Below are 15,531 nucleotides of genomic sequence, written 5' to 3'. Positions count from 1 at the left end.
CTCAAGAATAGTCACCGATACCCATAGGAAATGTGATATCTTATGCGGCGATTCCTTCGCGCAAATCATCAGGTTATTTTATGAATAATATTGAGAATCTTACCTCAATGGTGGTTTTTGCCCGTGTTGTAGAGACTCTGAGCTTTACTGAGGCGGCAAAATCGTTACGGCTATCCAAATCTTCAGTCAGTCGTGAAATTGCCCAATTAGAGGTAAGGTTAGGCACTCAGTTACTTAATCGCACTACACGCAAAATCCAAGTCACTGAAGTTGGGATGAGTTACTACCAATACTGCCAACGCATTTTTACCGAATTCCAAAATGCCGAACATTTCATCCGCAATTTTCATGAAGAGCCGATAGGCAGCCTGCGCCTGATTGCGCCAGTATCATTCGGCAGCCAGTGCATTGTCCCTGCCCTGAATAATTTTCTTGCCGGAAATATACATCTTAGCGTTGATCTGGAACTCACTGACAGAATAGTGAATATGGACGAAGACCAATGTGATATAGCAATCATTATCGGCCGTGAAGCGCCTAATCACCCACTGGTTATGCCTCTGATTGATATTACCTGGGGTCTTTATGCCACACCAGACTATCTGAACCAGTTTGCCCCAATAGAAAAGCCAGAAGATCTTCCTCGCTATGATTATCTGCTCTTCCGTGGCCCTGCCCATACTATCTCTCTGCCGTTTCGCAAAGAGAGGCATAAACAGCACATTGAAGTGCGGAGCCGGTTTCGTATCAATAACAGCGTGGCATTGATGAGTTCAGCGTTAAGCGGAGCCGGCATCGCTTATCTGCCAGACTATGTCACCCATGAATCGGTCGCAGAAGGGAAACTGGTCAGGCTTCTTCCAGAATGGAATATGGACATTTATCAAGCTTGGATGCTGTTTAAATCGGAAAGTACTCTCTCTTCACGTGTGCAGTACTTTGCGACTTCCTTGCAGCACAAGCTGAAGCAAAATTTAGAAAATGGGAAGCTGCATAAATAAGGGAAATCAATGCGGGTGCCGCAGCACCCGCAAGAGATATCAGTAATAATTTCCGTGGCGATAATCCCAAGTAGTAAAGATATCCGACATGATTGGCATGATTTTATGGACATCCAACCCCTTACGGATCAGCACAGGGCATGGCGTGATATCGCGCTGGCCGTTTTGCAGAGGTACTAAGTTGCCTGAATCATCCACCATTGAAACCATGACGCCTTGTTCATAGCGGGTTTGCTCAGTTTCATTTGGCTGGATAGATTTAACATAGTCATTAGCTGAGATAATCAGGTCAGCTCGCTCTTCTATCCGCTCACCGATACATTCAACCAGACCGCGGTTGCCTTTGCCCGATGGATTAGCAGAGCTGGCAAAGGAGAACTTGCCGTATTTCTCCCACAGTTCTTTCGCCAAAATTTCGCCTGGTTTACCAAACTTAATCACGAAACAACTTGTGCCACGCTGATCCATCATCAATTCTTTAGAACCATCATCTGGGATCTTGGCGACAGCTTCTTCTTTCCACGGCAGGATACAGCCCAGCAATACATCTTTATCCCAATGTTTTTGATAAAGCTCTTCAATTTCCGCGTTCAGCTGAGCCAGCTCTTTCAACTGCTCCAGAGATCCACACAAAACAACACCTGGTTTATTGCGATTGCGCTGTTTAGCTTCAAATTTGCGCTCCAGACCTTTTGCGTCGGATGTCATAATAATGTAGCCAACTTTGGTTGGGCAGACGATCATTCCGCCATCATTAGACAGGATCTCTACCGCTTCCTGCTGTAACCCATTATTCCATTCAATTTTTTTGCTGCTCATATTGTATCCTCTACTGGAAACGGAAGAGTTATTCATCAATTAACGTTGGTAGTAAGCGGTTATAGAGGCTGTTGCCAGCGTATTTGCTTGGATCATAAAACGCGCAACCGCATTTGTTGTTTCAGCATCAACCCCTAATTTTTCTACCGCCAAGGCATGCAAGGTGAAAAAATAGCGATGCGCTTTATCACCCTCAGGCGGACAAGGGCCACCAAAACCGGACAGACCATAATCATTTTTGCTTTGAATTGTTCCTGCTGGTAACAAGTTGCCATCACTTTGCCCGGCATTTGCCGGCAAGGCTTGTGTTACAACCGGGATATCAAAAGCAACCCAGTGCCAAAAGCCACTGCCAGTCGGGGCATCAGGATCATAGACAGTAATAGCAAAGCTTTTAGTTTCAGCTGGTGCGTCTGCCCAGGAAAGCTCGGGCGAACGATTATCACCATTAGCACCAAATTCATTAAATTCATGTTCTTTCTGCAAGAAATCATTATTCTTAAATTCAGTTGAATTGATAATCATGATTATGTCTCCCAATTAAGTGCCTTTTGAAACATCTTAACGCAGACATTCTATACTGCAAGACGAGGTTATCATTTTGCTTGATTGTTTCAATTTGGGAACAATATGTGAGTCGAGAGATATTTTTATGACGTAAATTGAGGGAATTTAAAAATAAGAACAGGGAATAAAAATCAATAAATTAACTAATCCCGAAACCTGAGTAGGCAGATTTCGGGATGAACTCAAAGAAGAGAGCGATTAATTGGCGGGGTTGCTATTCATCAGACTACAGCGCATCAGACACTGCTTTAACCTGCTGTTTCAGGCTGTCCAAGCCACCGCCGGACAGATACCAGAGGTCAGATTGTAAAAAGACAATTTTGCCATTCTTATAAGCATTGGTTGATTTGATGTGCTCATCGATTTCAAACTTTTCTTTGGTCAACTTACCTGCCCCAATTGCCTCACTGCGATCGATGATCAAAATCACATCAGGATTTGCCTGCGCGATCATATCCGCAGTAACACCCCGGCTTTTTTCTTTCTCTGGCTGAGCCGGCAATACTGCTTTTGGCGCTTGGATCACATTGTAAACAATGGCTTGGTTATTGGGATATAACTCACCCGCATTATGCAAAAGCACCAATACCTTGCTGTTTGTCGCCTTGGCTTTTTCCTGGGCTGATACGATGGTTTTTTCCAAATCAGCCATCTGTGTTTTAACTGCATCCTGTTTATTGAATAACTCACCTAGCAGTTTCAAATTACTATCAACGGATGACAGGTAATTTTTATTATCCGTGCTTAAATCAACAGTCGGTGCAATTTGTGACAAGCGATCATAAAAACTCCCCTGACGGCCGGTTATCACAATCAAATCGGGTTTTATTTCTGCTAATTTTTCCAAATCTGGTTTTTTCATTCCACCTGCATCCTGCATATTCGCAGATACACTGCTGCGCGCATATTCAGGCAGGCTCTCGATAGGCAGTGCAATCACTCTCTCAGATAAGCCTAGTTTTACCATGGAGTCATAAGTGCCGAAGTCAAACAGGACAACCCTGTCAGGATTTTTTTTGACCTTAGTTTCACCTGAAAGATGTTTTACTGTGACTTCATCACCAGACTGTGCGATCACCGTGTTTGGCGTGAATTCAGTTGATGATTGACTAAATGCAGAATAGCTGGTGACAGAAAGCAATGATGCAATAACAATTGGCAGGATTTTTTTCATTGTTACACCTAAATTGTGCCCATAAGTAAGAGGTGGTTTGCATTCTAGGTGGCAGCGTTGTTTTGTCAACCAAATAAGAATCAATATCAAATTGATTCTTATTTGATTTCGTTGGGTTAGGATTGATTTAGCCCTTGTGATTTTCACTAATGGCAACTTTGTGCGGATCACTTTCAACCATCGCATCGAATTGCTCATGCAACACTATGAATTCTTTCATCACATTGATTCCTATGAGCAATTTGCAGCAACCAATTTGACGGGCAAGTGATGGTAACCAGATAGAAAAGTCGAATAGATAGGACTCGGTTCCCCACTCAAAGAGATCTCATCGACGAGTGCCAATAATGCTTCCAACAATGCAGTAATTTCTATTCTGGCAAGTGCGGCTCCAAGGCAAAAATGAGCGCCATATGCAAAAGAAAGATGCCGATTATCAGTTCGGTTCAAATCAAGCACTTCAGGCTTAGTAAAAATGGTTTCATCAAAATTAGCTGATCGATTCCAGACAGTCACAACATCACCAGCCCTAATCTGTTGCCCCCCTAATTCAATATCTACGGTTGCTGTCCTACCACCATGTAAAGCAGGCGTAGTCCATCGTAATAACTCTTCTACCGCCTTGCTAACTTCGGCTTCCCCTCGTTGTAACTGAGCCCAGCATTCTGGATTTTCAGCGAATGTTTTTACGATCCCTATTAATGCCAGCCGAGTTGTTTCATCTCCGCCAAGGAGTATGCTATAGCAATTAAAAACCAATTCTTCTTGTGTCAAGGCCAAGGAGCCTTGAGTTAGTGCGATCAGATTACTGATTAGATCATCTTCCAACGGTTCGATTTCGCGAGTCTGAATACATTTATAGAAATACATCAACAATTCATTTCGAGCGAGGCGGGTATCTAACTCATCTACTGATAAAGAGTTAGAAGCGAGTGCTGTACTCGCATTGGCAAATAATTTTGCCCGATCTGATTCTGGAATTTTCAAAATGTCACAGATGGCTGCAAGCGGAATATGTGGTGCTACATCAGTAGCAAAATCACATTGCTCAGATCTTACTGCATTGCGCACAAGTTCATGCATTGCATGCTTGATTCTTTTCTGTACTGACATCAAATTCTTCGGGCTAAAAGACTTTAACAACTCCTTACGAATTTGACGGTGTCTGTCTCCATCTGACACGGCAAGCATCCGGCCACCAGCTGAATCTCCGCCATATAGCAAAGTCGCCATAACATTGCCATGAACAGAGGTAAAAGTTTGGCTATCACGGTAAACTTGCATAACTAATTCATGGGTGCTAACCACCCAAAATCCCGGCAGCCCATTAACCGCAGCATGCCAGGCAACAGGGGAATCCCGGCGTAATTGTCGCCAAATATTATCGATATCAGGGCGTAGATGAGTAAGAGGATCAGTGAGGTCTAGATTATCGGGTACTTTAGCTATACTTGAAATTAGGTTCATATTTCCCCCATCCCATGAGCATCAAGAGTTTTAATTTCGTTATTGTCCGTAAATCGGACATGGAAATGCAGGCACTGCCCCATACGCTGATAAATATCCAAAAACAACTCGTGATTATCAGCTTTTCCTAGCACCGTGTTAATTTCATAGATTTGTGAGCCTCCCGGCCATTCACTTCAATGATTCTGGCTCCCTGTTCGGTCAACTTCAGTTCGGTATGGGTGATACCCTGATTTACACCTAATTCTTTGATGGCGCTTTCTGTTAAGGCATAAATTTGGTTCTGTTCATTATCATTTAAGTTAGATACCACCGCATAATTCATGTTTCTCGCTCCACCGTTTGATAGTCAAGACTTGATCCGCCTGAGCAAGCAGATCAATATTCTGCGATGCTACAATCCAGATCCCTGGCCACTGTTTAGGCAGTAATAACCATATTGCTCGGGCTGTATCCGCATCCAATGATGAATCGCAATCATCAACAACATAAACTTCTGCTGGGTGGCATAACATACGAGCCAGTGTCAAACGTTGGCGCTGACCACCAGATAACTGTCTGGCACCACCAGAACCCAGCACAGTATCAAGTCCTTCAGGAAGATCGGGTGACCCTGATTTCAGATATACTGCCGTTAACGCTCGCTCCATCGTTTCATCGCTGATAGCGTTGTTACCCAACGCCAAATTATCCCGGACAGTACCGCCAATAAAACCTGCACCTTGGCGGGCATAAGCAACCTTAGGGCTTTGCCACCAATGATCATTGCCACAAACCTCTTTATCATTCCAAAGCACGCTCCCAGATAAACGTTGTTCCAAAGCTAGTAAGCCGCGGAGCATACGACTTTTACCTGAACCGACTTCGCCATTAACTACAATGAGTTGATTTGGTATTGCAGTGAATGAAATAGGTTGCGTATCTCTATTGCAACAAAGTCCTCTCACTGCCAGTGATTTCAGCGCATCATCAGCAATAGGGGCTTGACCGTCGGGTTGTTCTATCTGCAACAGTGGCTTAATTCGCTCATAGCAAACATCAGCATTTTTATAGTTAGCTAATGCGCGGCCAAAAAAGAAAATCTGCTCACTTACCCAACCGATATAAGTTAAAAACAGCGCTAATTTACCAATGGTAAAATCGCCACTAATGATGCGGGCACTAACAACAATCAAAACGATAGATGTACCTAACATCACTATATTGCGAAATAACCCAGACAGCAGATCAGTGAACATTTGATGTTTTGCCTGCACCATACGGCGACGTTCAAAATTTGTTGAAAGCCGCTCAATGTGCAAATCCAACTTTCCACTAAGGCGAAGGTCACGAATTCCTGTCAGTATGTCGGTAATACGACTGGCAATTTGGCCTTGATATTGACGCTTCTCTTCCTGCAATGTCCCGACCTTGTTTTTGAGAATTACGCCCAGCCATAACCCCCCAACCATTGGCAAAAGTGCCAGCGTCGTAACAACATCAGTACTTAACAGCACGACGAGTGCAATCAACAATAATACGGCTCGGTAGAAGAAATCCGCTGTCCAACCGAGGAAAGAGGCCACTTCATCGCTGTCATTACGAATGCGATTGAGCATATCTCCCTGAGGAAGATGCAAGCCGTTAGCAGAGAAGTTACCGTTTATCCCTTCCAAAATACGTTTTTTAAGATATGCACTGACTTTAAAAATCAATGTGAAATCAATATGTAAACCCAAAATCAATATTGCAGAGCGTAATACCATCGTGCTGACAGCCAACCCCAATAGCCACCAAGATTCTGAACCTACAGGGTCTATAACAGCACTATCAAGAAGCCGGCTAATGGCAAAACCAACAACCAGAGGCAAGCCGTGGATCAGCGTCCATACAACCATGCTAATAAGGTAAAGAAAGAAAAACTTGCACACTAAGCCCCGTAAAGCAGACAACATTTTTGATGGGAAAAAATGGGTTAATACCGTCATGATATAAATTCCATATTTTCTGTTAACGTTTTGATCCCTTCGCCATGAACGATCTCCTTAACGCAGCCTTCACTCATGATGATGACTTGATCAGCAGTGGATAATGTATGCAAGCGATGGGCAACGATGATTACCGTGCGATTAGCACTAATTTTTTCCAGTAACCCCAGCCAGCTTTTCTCCGTATTGGGATCTAATAACGAAGTGCCTTCATCAATAATGATCAATTGTGCGTCTTGAAGCATGGTTCTTGCTCCAGCAATCATTTGGACTTCACCTTCCGATAATGAGCGCCCCCCGTTCCCCATCAAAGTATCCAGCCCTTCAGGTAAAGCCTTCACCCATCTGTGAATATTTAATTCTTCGAGTACACACCAGATTGCGTTGTCTGAAATGTTGCTATCAAATAAGGTTAAATTTTCACGTAGCGTTGATGAGAATAAATGGGCCTTTTGGCTTAACACGGCCACACGCTTGGCAAATTCATCAGGATGGATAGATGTGACCTCAACATCGGCAATGGTAACTCGTCCGCTATCAGGCTGAGCCAATCCACACATAAGATTGAGTAGTGTGCTTTTTCCTGCTCCCGTTCGGCCAACAATGCCCACTTTGCTTCCAGCATCCACACTAAAGCTGACGTTATGTAAAACTTGTCTACCCTGACTTTCATAACGAAAATAAACTTGCTCAAATTTAATTGGTAGGGGGTCTTCAGGTAGTTGAACTTCCACACTGTTGTGACTCACTTTTTCCTCATCTCGTAACATCTTCACGACAAGGGATAAAGTCGCCATCAATCGTTGAACCTGATCCACCTCCGAAGACATGTCTTCCATCGGCTCTCTAAGTCGATCAACATAAAGGTAAATCATGGTTAACGTGCCAATACTGATACTGTTATGGCCGAGTAATTGCAGTCCAAATCCAAAACCCAGACCAAAACTCAACGCAAAGAATAACTGGGTAATCGGCCAGAATATGCGCCCGCTAACATAGGCTTTGCGCTCCATTTTTAAGAGGACAGAAAGCATTTTCTGTAGTTGCAAAGCAGGCCAGCGGCTCCTTCCTAATAAATGAAGATCGTCCTTTGCGACAAAAACATCACCGATAAAACCAAATATGTGGGCTTTCTCTTCACGCGCTTTTTGCCACCGTACTACTGCAAGCTGGGTCAGCTTCACCAGAATATAAGCGACAACAAGAACCAGCACAGTAATCGCAACGCCTACTTCCGGTATGATAGAAAACAAAATTATTAAGGTGCCTAATACTAATGCGATATTTCCTATAATCTTGAACCCGGATTCTGCAATAGTTTTCCCAATGATATCCGCATTACCCTCAATCTTTTCAAGCAGTTTGCCCTGAGCTTCACTTTCAATTTGCAGGATCGACCGGTTGTGTACAACATGATGAAATAACTGACGTCTAAGCGTATCCGCAATGCCCCAACCCGCATTGGTGCTCCAATAACTGGTAACCAATCCAGCTATGACCCCAAAGCAAGAGATAATTGCATATCCCAAAGCCAAAAAGATAAGTTCATAAACGAAAGTACCTGCCGTCGCTTTATCAATATAATGACGGATAACAAATGGCCCCGCTAAATCACAAGCAAGTGTGATTGATAACGCCAAGAAAGCACCGATAATGGCTTTTTTCATCGGCCGGGCACTCTGCCAAAGCAATTTAAAGCCTGCTAATAGGTTAGGCGAATTCATCTCTTGCATATTCGTTTGTATTTTCATATTGATTGTTATGGATTATCTGTTCATTGAATTCAGCTAAAACAGTTTTTATTTGCGCTGTCGGCACAACGTCAGCGCAAATTGAACACGACTCTCCATCACCCCATCATTCACACTAATGTTAAAAGAGAGAAAATAATCCGTAGGCGTTGATAGAGGCTTCCAGTCGCCGGTTCCATCTGTAGTGATATCAATAAAAAGCGGATTGGTTACACTTTCATCATGAGTATTCAGAAATAAAAGTTCGCCTTCAAAATCCAACCTTAATTGTGGAAACGCCCTAAATAATTGAATCCAACTTTGGAGCTTTCTGGCATAACATAGGATTGTTGTAAATGGGTTTTGATATAAGGGCTAGCTTCTGTCATTACCGTCGTAACTTCGAGTACAGTAACTGCGCTGTTGATTGGTAACACAAAAGGAGCAATAGCCCTTTCTCGATTGATTCAATCAATATAATCTTGGCTAAGATAATTATAATAAAAACGACCTAGGAATTAATGTATAAATAAAGCAAAAATAAATCCAGCAGAATATAGCCTCAAAAATAATTATCTAATTAATTATTTTCCTTGGATTTATATATTTAACCTGATGGGTTGCTTAGGCTAAAAGCAGCTATTGATTTGACTGATGATTAACTCATTTATGTCCATACCATAAGCAAATTTAGTGATACTGGCTCTAAAATCATATGGTTAAATTTAACCAAACCACCAAAATTGCCAAATAATGTACGAGCCAGTGTTAGTTACCTTAAAATGAGGAAATTATTTTCTGTAGGTAAGGAATTAAATTATGCCCAATAGTTTATACTGGACATATATTATTATTTACTTAATCGAATTCATCAAACTAATACGTTGTTGTTCTAATCGACTCGCTTTACTACAAACTTCGTCTTTCAAACGATTCAACTCTTGTTCCTGTTTTTTCCATTCAGTATCAAAACCATTTTGCATGCCGCCCAATCCACCAAGAATAGACATCAACAATTGTTTGCCGCCGTCATTCTGCTCGCTTGTTTTACGGCTCATTTCATTGATACTATCCTGCAAGATACCGCCAAGGCTTTGTTCGATAAGTTTTTGCCCTGCTGACTCCATCTGCTTGACGGCCTGAGCATGAAATGTAAAACCATTCACGCGAGTTTCAATGACTTTGTCAATTTGCTGGTTAAGGCCAGATTCCAATTGAGATAAGCGATTACGAATATTGCTTTCTTTACCCATCGTATCAGTAATCACTTTATCCAGAGATAAGCGCGCATTTGCCAAGTGGCTCAAAGCCTCTTTTTTCACCCACGGCAAATCTTGGCGAATAGTTTGTTGATATTGCTGTGCTTTACTACGTTGAGCTCCATTCAAAGACAACAAATTACCATCACGGGTTATGGAACCATCTGACATTATTACCAGGTTTCCGTTGGCGCCAACAATTTGAACTGATTTTGGTGTGACAATAATGTCATCATTTAATGTCACCTGACAGCCAGAATCAGCCTGTGCTTGGGCTGCAATGAACTGAGATGCAAATAAAAATGATGCAGCAATCGTGATTTTGCGTAACATACACTCTCCTGATATCTTTTGTCTGGTGACTCCGCATCAGCACAGACCAGATTAAAAAATAGAGCGTCCTATACGCCCAGATAATTTTTCCAATGCTGCACAACCCGCCAGAGAGTTGCCTGATTTATCCAATTCAGGAGACCATACCGCAGCAGTAAATTCTCCCGGAACCACACACACAATCCCGCCGCCTACGCCGGATTTGCCTGGCATGCCAATTCTAAAAGCAAACTCCCCCGAACCATCATACATTCCACAAGTCAGCATCAATGCATTGATCTGCCTTGTTTGCCGAAGACTCAAAATTTGCTGACCTGAGCCAATCATGCGCCCTTTGTTAGCTAAGTAAATAAAGCACTGGGCCAGTTCAACACAATTCATTCTCAAAGCACAATATTGAAAATAAGTTTGCAAAACCGTAATGACATCGTTTTCGAAATTACCAAATGATTTCATCAAGTAAGCGATTGCAGCATTACGGCTGGAATGCTCCATCTCAGAGCGGGCAACAACATCATCATAGCAAATATCTTTTTGCCCCGTGAGGCTGCGGACAAACTCCAGCATTCTATGCTTAGGCGCACTCAAGCGTGATTGCAACATGTCACAAATCACCAACGCCCCTGCATTAATAAAAGGATTCCGGGGTATTCCCTTTTCCAGCTCTAACTGAACCAATGAATTAAATGGCTGCCCTGATGGTTCAGTACCCACTCGTTGCCAGATATCCTCTTCCTTATAACGTGTCATCGCCAGCGTCAGACTCAAAACTTTAGAGATGGATTGAATCGAAAAACGTTTATCTGCATCCCCCGCTTTAAAAACCTGACCATCTACCGTACAAATAGCCATTGCCAGATTATGGGCCGGGACTCCCGCCAGAGCAGGAATATAATCGGCTACTTTTCCTTGGCCAATCAAAGGGCGTACTTCATCTAAGATATCTGCCAATAACGAATTAGAGAACCTTACCTTCACCACTTTCTCTCCAGACAAAACAGGGACTCCAAAGGAGCCCCTGCATACAGCGCTACGATTACATACAGCATGTACATACAGCGCGATTATTGCGTAATAAAAGTATTACTTAAGGCACTATTTCTCACACAACAGTGAATCAATCCCACCACACATCGAACAGATCTGATGTGATAACTTCTTCCATTCCGCGATCTTTCAACCACTTCTCAACCAATTGGCGATGATCTTCAGTACATTTACCAATTTGTTGCAGGCAAATAATGCCTTCCCACTGCATATAACCGCTGGCATCCAAAGCCAAGCCGTTCGGCTCAATCACTTCTTCAATCAAAGTATCAACAGTGTTGTCAATAACATCAACGGCTGTATTGGCCGGAAAGTTCCACTTTACTGAAAAACCTAATTCCTGAAACTCATCAATACGCATTTTTTTACGCAGACGGCGACTACGGTTTTTAGCCATTATTTAACCCTCTCAAACATAAGATCCCACACACCATGCCCTAATCGATGACCACGCATTTCGAATTTAGTGACCGGACGTGAATCAGGGCGTGGTGCATAATCATCGCTTTCCGATAAATTTCGATACCCTTCAGCTTCGCTCATTACCTCCAGCATATGTTCTGCATATGGCTGCCAATCAGTCGCCATATGGAAAACTCCGCCCATTTTCAGTTTGCTTTTAATGAGCTGAGCGAATTCAGGCTGGACAATCCGACGCTTGTTATGACGGGCTTTGTGCCACGGATCAGGGAAGAAAAGCTGAACCATTTCCAAACTCTGGGCAGGGATCATATTATTCAGTACTTCAATGGCGTCATGGCACATGACACGCAAGTTACTGATCTTTTCTTCGTCTGCCGAAGCCAGACACGCCCCTACTCCCGGAGCATGAACTTCAATTCCAAAAAAGTTTTTCTCTGGATTCTGGCTCGCCATCGCCACCAGCGATGCTCCCATACCGAAGCCAATTTCCAATACGACCGGCGCTTCACGCCCGAAAAGTTCTTCCAGGTTAATTTGCTCTGGCTGATAATCCACACCCATTTCTGGCCACACATTATCAAGTGCTTGCTGCTGACGACTTGTCAACCGCCCCTGCCGACGTACAAAACTGCGGACACGGCGTAGCGCCCTGCCATCTTCATTATATTCCGGTGAAATTACGTTATTTATCATGGTACTTTCTGTCAATATTAAAGCCATTTGCTCAGGCGTACGGGACTTTATGCACCGCAGGATTGCCCAAAGAGAGCGCAATTATGCAAAGATGGCTGAGTTTATCAAGTTCAGTGTCCATAAGCACAACTTTAATGCCAATTTGCGGAGTACTTCGAAACAAAGTTCGGGTTTACACCGAGGTTACACTATGTTGCAATTCTGTCCACGAAACTATTATCCGATATAAAGACAATTATTCTAATGATGGAAGCCGAGCAATTTTCACAACTGGTACTTGAATGGTATCACCGCTATGGTCGAAAAAGTTTGCCATGGCAATTGGAAAAAACATCTTATCACGTCTGGCTTTCAGAAGTGATGCTGCAACAAACGCAGGTTGCGACAGTCATTCCTTATTTCCAAAAATTTATTTCACGTTTTCCTGATGTTGCTTCTTTGGCAGCCGCACCATTGGATGAAGTTCTGCATTTATGGACAGGTCTGGGATATTACGCACGTGCCCGTAATCTGCATAAAGCGGCACAACAGATTGTGACCTTACATAACGGCGTGTTTCCAACGACATTCGACGATGTGGTTGCCCTTCCCGGCGTGGGGCGTTCGACTGCGGGTGCCATTCTCTCTTTATCACAAGGCAAGCACTTTCCCATTCTGGATGGAAACGTAAAACGTGTGCTGGCCCGCTGCTACGCTATTGAAGGCTGGCCGGGAAAAAAAGAAGTTGAAAACCAACTATGGGATATCAGCACGCGAGTCACGCCTGCACAAGGCGTTGAATATTTTAATCAGGCAATGATGGATTTAGGTGCGATGGTCTGCACCCGCAGCAAGCCTAAATGTGAAATTTGCCCGCTTAATACGGGTTGTATTGCTTATGCCAATCTTAATTGGGCCGACTATCCGGGTAAAAAACCAAAACAGAGCATTCCGGAAAGAACCGCCTACTTTTTATTAATGCAACATGGCGATACCGTTTGGCTCGAACAGCGGCCACTTTCAGGCATTTGGGGGGGATTATTTGCTTTCCCGCAATTTGCTGATCAGGCATCATTGGAGGAATGGCTGAAAGATTCGGGTATTTCCCATAGTAAACTTGAACAATTGACTGCATTTCGCCACACATTCAGTCATTTTCATTTAGATATCGTTCCCATCAGGATAGACATCTTATCTTTTGATTCCTGCATGGATGAAAATAAGGGACTTTGGTATAACTTACGCCAACCAGCAACAATTGGGTTAGCAGCTCCCGTTGAATACCTTTTGCAACAATTGGGTTAATTCGCCCATTTTATTTTGAGGATTAATTATGAGCAGAACGATTTTCTGTACTTTTTTGCAGCAAGACGCCGAGGGCTTGGATTTTCAACTCTATCCGGGAGAATTGGGCAAGCGTATTTTCAATGAAATTTCCAAAGCAGCATGGCAACAATGGATGAGCAAGCAAACCATGCTAATTAATGAAAAAAAATTAAACACGATGAATCCGGATGATCGCAAGTTGCTTGAACAAGAAATGGTGAAATTCTTATTTGAAGGGCATGACATTCAAATCGACGGTTATACACCGCCAGAACAATAATATTACTGCTCAATTAATTACATATACCCATCGGATTTCAAGATTCAGCACGATGGCAAGGGAGTGGTATGTACTCAGCCAAAGGCTGGAGCCTTCCAGTTTTCCTTGGTTACACAGATAAGGCATTAATCGCTATGTGGCCGGGATAAGTGAGTACGCCTCCAAGACTGCAACTTGAAAAACGACAGGTATAATGAGAGCCATTTTTTATGGCTCTAACCACTGATGACATCTTATATATCCAACGGCTCTGAAAAATGAAAAAATTGCTGCCCCTTATTCTTCTCACGCCACTCCTGATTTCCTGTTCCAGCAAAAAAGATGTTGAATTCAACGAAAAATACGTAAAAGACACGAATGGTTTCGATATTTTGATGGGGCAATTCGCCCACAACATTGAAAATATTTGGGGATTACAGGAAGTATTAATTGCAGGCCCAAAAGATTATGTGAAATACACGGATCAATACCAAACCCGCAGCCATATCAATTTTGATGCAGGGAATATTACGATTGAAACGATCTCCCCGATCGAACCGACTGAGCGGTTGCACAAAGCCATCGTCACCACATTATTAATGGGTGATGATCCGGGTTCAATTGATCTTTATTCCGATTCGAATGATATTCAGATAAGCAAAGAGCCGTTCCTTTACGGGCAGGTTTTGGATAACAGTGGAGAACCCATTCGTTGGGAATGGCGCGCCCGCCATTTTGCGGATTACCTGATTCAAAATAAATTACAAAAACGACAATCAGGGCTACGAGTCATTTGGTCGGTCACCATCCAATTAGTTCCTAACCACTTAGACAAACGTGCTCACAAATATCTCCCGATCGTTCGCAAAGCCGCAGTGAAATATGGCATTGATGAATCACTCATCCTTGCCATCATGCAGACTGAATCCAGCTTTAACCCTTATGCTGTCAGCCGTTCTGATGCGTTAGGGTTGATGCAAGTCATGCAACATACTGCCGGAAAAGACGTATTCAAGATGCAAGGAAAATCAGGCCAGCCTAGCCGCAATTATCTTTTTGATCCTGAAAACAACATTGATGCAGGAACAGCCTATCTATCGATATTGCAAAATATCTATTTAGGTGAAATCAAGAATGCGACTTCGCGTCGCTACGCAGTTATCACAGCCTACAATGGCGGTGCCGGCAGTGTATTGCGCGTATTTTCAAGCGATAAAAAGAAAGCAGCTCAAATTATCAACTCAATGGAGCCGGGTGATGTTTATGAAACATTGACAAACAAGCACCCTTCCGCTGAATCGCGTCGTTACTTGTTGAAAGTAAACAATGCACAGAAAGGTTATCGCAGATAATTTAGGAGAAGTGGAGAGGTCATTATCTCTCCACTTTGCTTGTAATTATAGCTTATTGGGCAATTTAAAAGCACATAGATAAAATTATGCAGAAATAGTTTGACGGATTCGGGGGAATACGGTTTAATGCGCCCC

15 protein-coding genes are annotated in these 15,531 nt (G+C 43.0%); 4 read left to right on the top strand and 11 right to left on the bottom strand.

The window, feature by feature from the left end; translation table 11 throughout:
• Window positions 1-80 precede the first annotated feature (80 nt).
• A complete protein-coding gene (locus FE392_RS05150; protein ID WP_319929166.1) occupies window positions 81-1,001 on the top strand; it encodes a LysR family transcriptional regulator in 921 nt (306 codons plus the stop codon).
• Window positions 1,002-1,040: 39 nt separating this feature from the next.
• On the opposite strand, the gene FE392_RS05145 is transcribed toward FE392_RS05150, so the two are convergent.
• The 11 genes from FE392_RS05145 to trmB form a co-directional block, all read right to left on the bottom strand.
• The gene (locus FE392_RS05145; RefSeq protein ID WP_319929165.1) at window positions 1,041-1,820 is read right to left on the bottom strand and encodes an L-threonylcarbamoyladenylate synthase; all 780 of its coding nucleotides are present in this window, start codon (window positions 1,818-1,820) and stop codon (window positions 1,041-1,043) included.
• 39 nt (window positions 1,821-1,859) lie between these two features.
• Window positions 1,860-2,345, bottom strand: coding sequence for a YbhB/YbcL family Raf kinase inhibitor-like protein (locus FE392_RS05140; RefSeq protein WP_319929164.1), 486 nt, complete (start codon window positions 2,343-2,345; stop codon window positions 1,860-1,862).
• Window positions 2,346-2,613: 268 nt separating this feature from the next.
• A complete protein-coding gene (locus tag FE392_RS05135) occupies window positions 2,614-3,561 on the bottom strand; it encodes a siderophore ABC transporter substrate-binding protein (RefSeq protein ID WP_319929163.1) in 948 nt (315 codons plus the stop codon).
• Between the two features lie 231 nt (window positions 3,562-3,792).
• Window positions 3,793-5,028 (bottom strand): cytochrome P450, encoded by a 1,236-nt coding sequence (locus FE392_RS05130; protein WP_319929162.1) that lies wholly within the window; start codon window positions 5,026-5,028, stop codon window positions 3,793-3,795.
• 127 nt (window positions 5,029-5,155) lie between these two features.
• A complete protein-coding gene (locus FE392_RS05125) occupies window positions 5,156-5,353 on the bottom strand; it encodes a hypothetical protein (protein ID WP_319929161.1) in 198 nt (65 codons plus the stop codon).
• Window positions 5,331-6,995, bottom strand: a complete 1,665-nt coding sequence (locus FE392_RS05120) for an ATP-binding cassette domain-containing protein (protein WP_319929160.1) — start codon at window positions 6,993-6,995, stop codon at window positions 5,331-5,333. The genes FE392_RS05125 and FE392_RS05120 overlap by 23 nt, the downstream gene beginning before the upstream one ends.
• Window positions 6,992-8,746, bottom strand: coding sequence for an ABC transporter ATP-binding protein (locus tag FE392_RS05115; protein WP_319929159.1), 1,755 nt, complete (start codon window positions 8,744-8,746; stop codon window positions 6,992-6,994). The genes FE392_RS05120 and FE392_RS05115 overlap by 4 nt, the downstream gene beginning before the upstream one ends.
• Window positions 8,747-9,579: 833 nt before the next feature.
• A complete protein-coding gene (locus FE392_RS05110) occupies window positions 9,580-10,317 on the bottom strand; it encodes a DUF2884 family protein (RefSeq protein WP_319929158.1) in 738 nt (245 codons plus the stop codon).
• Window positions 10,318-10,368: 51 nt separating this feature from the next.
• Complete coding sequence (gene glsB, locus FE392_RS05105) at window positions 10,369-11,295, bottom strand: glutaminase B (RefSeq protein ID WP_319929228.1); 927 nt, start codon at window positions 11,293-11,295, stop codon at window positions 10,369-10,371.
• A 139-nt stretch (window positions 11,296-11,434) separates the two neighbouring features.
• A complete protein-coding gene (locus FE392_RS05100; protein ID WP_319929157.1) occupies window positions 11,435-11,761 on the bottom strand; it encodes a YggL family protein in 327 nt (108 codons plus the stop codon).
• Window positions 11,761-12,480 carry a tRNA (guanosine(46)-N7)-methyltransferase TrmB gene (gene trmB / locus FE392_RS05095; RefSeq protein WP_319929156.1) on the bottom strand — a complete coding sequence of 240 codons (720 nt, stop codon included), beginning with the start codon at window positions 12,478-12,480 and terminating at the stop codon, window positions 11,761-11,763. The genes FE392_RS05100 and trmB overlap by 1 nt, the downstream gene beginning before the upstream one ends.
• Before the next feature lie 243 nt (window positions 12,481-12,723).
• Here trmB and mutY point away from each other — a divergent pair, with 243 nt between their 5' ends.
• The 3 genes from mutY to mltC all read left to right on the top strand — a co-directional run bounded on the left by mutY (window position 12,724) and on the right by mltC (window position 15,396).
• Window positions 12,724-13,764, top strand: a complete 1,041-nt coding sequence (gene mutY, locus FE392_RS05090; protein WP_319929155.1) for an A/G-specific adenine glycosylase — start codon at window positions 12,724-12,726, stop codon at window positions 13,762-13,764.
• A 28-nt stretch (window positions 13,765-13,792) separates the two neighbouring features.
• A complete protein-coding gene (locus FE392_RS05085) occupies window positions 13,793-14,065 on the top strand; it encodes an oxidative damage protection protein (RefSeq protein ID WP_319929154.1) in 273 nt (90 codons plus the stop codon).
• Between the two features lie 257 nt (window positions 14,066-14,322).
• Window positions 14,323-15,396: a membrane-bound lytic murein transglycosylase MltC gene (mltC, locus tag FE392_RS05080; protein WP_319929153.1), complete on the top strand. Its 1,074-nt coding sequence runs from the start codon at window positions 14,323-14,325 to the stop codon at window positions 15,394-15,396.
• Window positions 15,397-15,531 lie beyond the last annotated feature (135 nt).

Origin of the sequence: Xenorhabdus santafensis, assembly GCF_033949405.1 — a bacterium.
Taxonomy (GTDB): Bacteria; Pseudomonadota; Gammaproteobacteria; order Enterobacterales; family Enterobacteriaceae; genus Xenorhabdus; species Xenorhabdus santafensis.
Note: the sequence above shows the minus strand (reverse complement) of the source record. Positions and strands in the feature narration are given on the sequence as shown.

Excerpts from the sequence above, each read along its gene's own strand:
- FE392_RS05150 (WP_319929166.1), top strand. The coding sequence starts at position 81 with ATGAATAATATTGAGAATCTTACCTCAATGGTGGTTTTTGCCCGTGTT.
- FE392_RS05145 (WP_319929165.1), bottom strand. The coding sequence starts at position 1,820 with ATGAGCAGCAAAAAAATTGAATGGAATAATGGGTTACAGCAGGAAGCG.
- FE392_RS05140 (WP_319929164.1), bottom strand. The coding sequence starts at position 2,345 with ATGATTATCAATTCAACTGAATTTAAGAATAATGATTTCTTGCAGAAA.
- FE392_RS05135 (WP_319929163.1), bottom strand. The coding sequence starts at position 3,561 with ATGAAAAAAATCCTGCCAATTGTTATTGCATCATTGCTTTCTGTCACC.
- FE392_RS05130 (WP_319929162.1), bottom strand. The coding sequence starts at position 5,028 with ATGAACCTAATTTCAAGTATAGCTAAAGTACCCGATAATCTAGACCTC.
- FE392_RS05125 (WP_319929161.1), bottom strand. The coding sequence starts at position 5,353 with ATGAATTATGCGGTGGTATCTAACTTAAATGATAATGAACAGAACCAA.
- FE392_RS05120 (WP_319929160.1), bottom strand. The coding sequence starts at position 6,995 with ATGACGGTATTAACCCATTTTTTCCCATCAAAAATGTTGTCTGCTTTA.
- FE392_RS05115 (WP_319929159.1), bottom strand. The coding sequence starts at position 8,746 with ATGAAAATACAAACGAATATGCAAGAGATGAATTCGCCTAACCTATTA.
- FE392_RS05110 (WP_319929158.1), bottom strand. The coding sequence starts at position 10,317 with ATGTTACGCAAAATCACGATTGCTGCATCATTTTTATTTGCATCTCAG.
- FE392_RS05100 (WP_319929157.1), bottom strand. The coding sequence starts at position 11,761 with ATGGCTAAAAACCGTAGTCGCCGTCTGCGTAAAAAAATGCGTATTGAT.
- trmB (WP_319929156.1), bottom strand. The coding sequence starts at position 12,480 with ATGATAAATAACGTAATTTCACCGGAATATAATGAAGATGGCAGGGCG.
- mutY (WP_319929155.1), top strand. The coding sequence starts at position 12,724 with ATGATGGAAGCCGAGCAATTTTCACAACTGGTACTTGAATGGTATCAC.
- FE392_RS05085 (WP_319929154.1), top strand. The coding sequence starts at position 13,793 with ATGAGCAGAACGATTTTCTGTACTTTTTTGCAGCAAGACGCCGAGGGC.
- mltC (WP_319929153.1), top strand. The coding sequence starts at position 14,323 with ATGAAAAAATTGCTGCCCCTTATTCTTCTCACGCCACTCCTGATTTCC.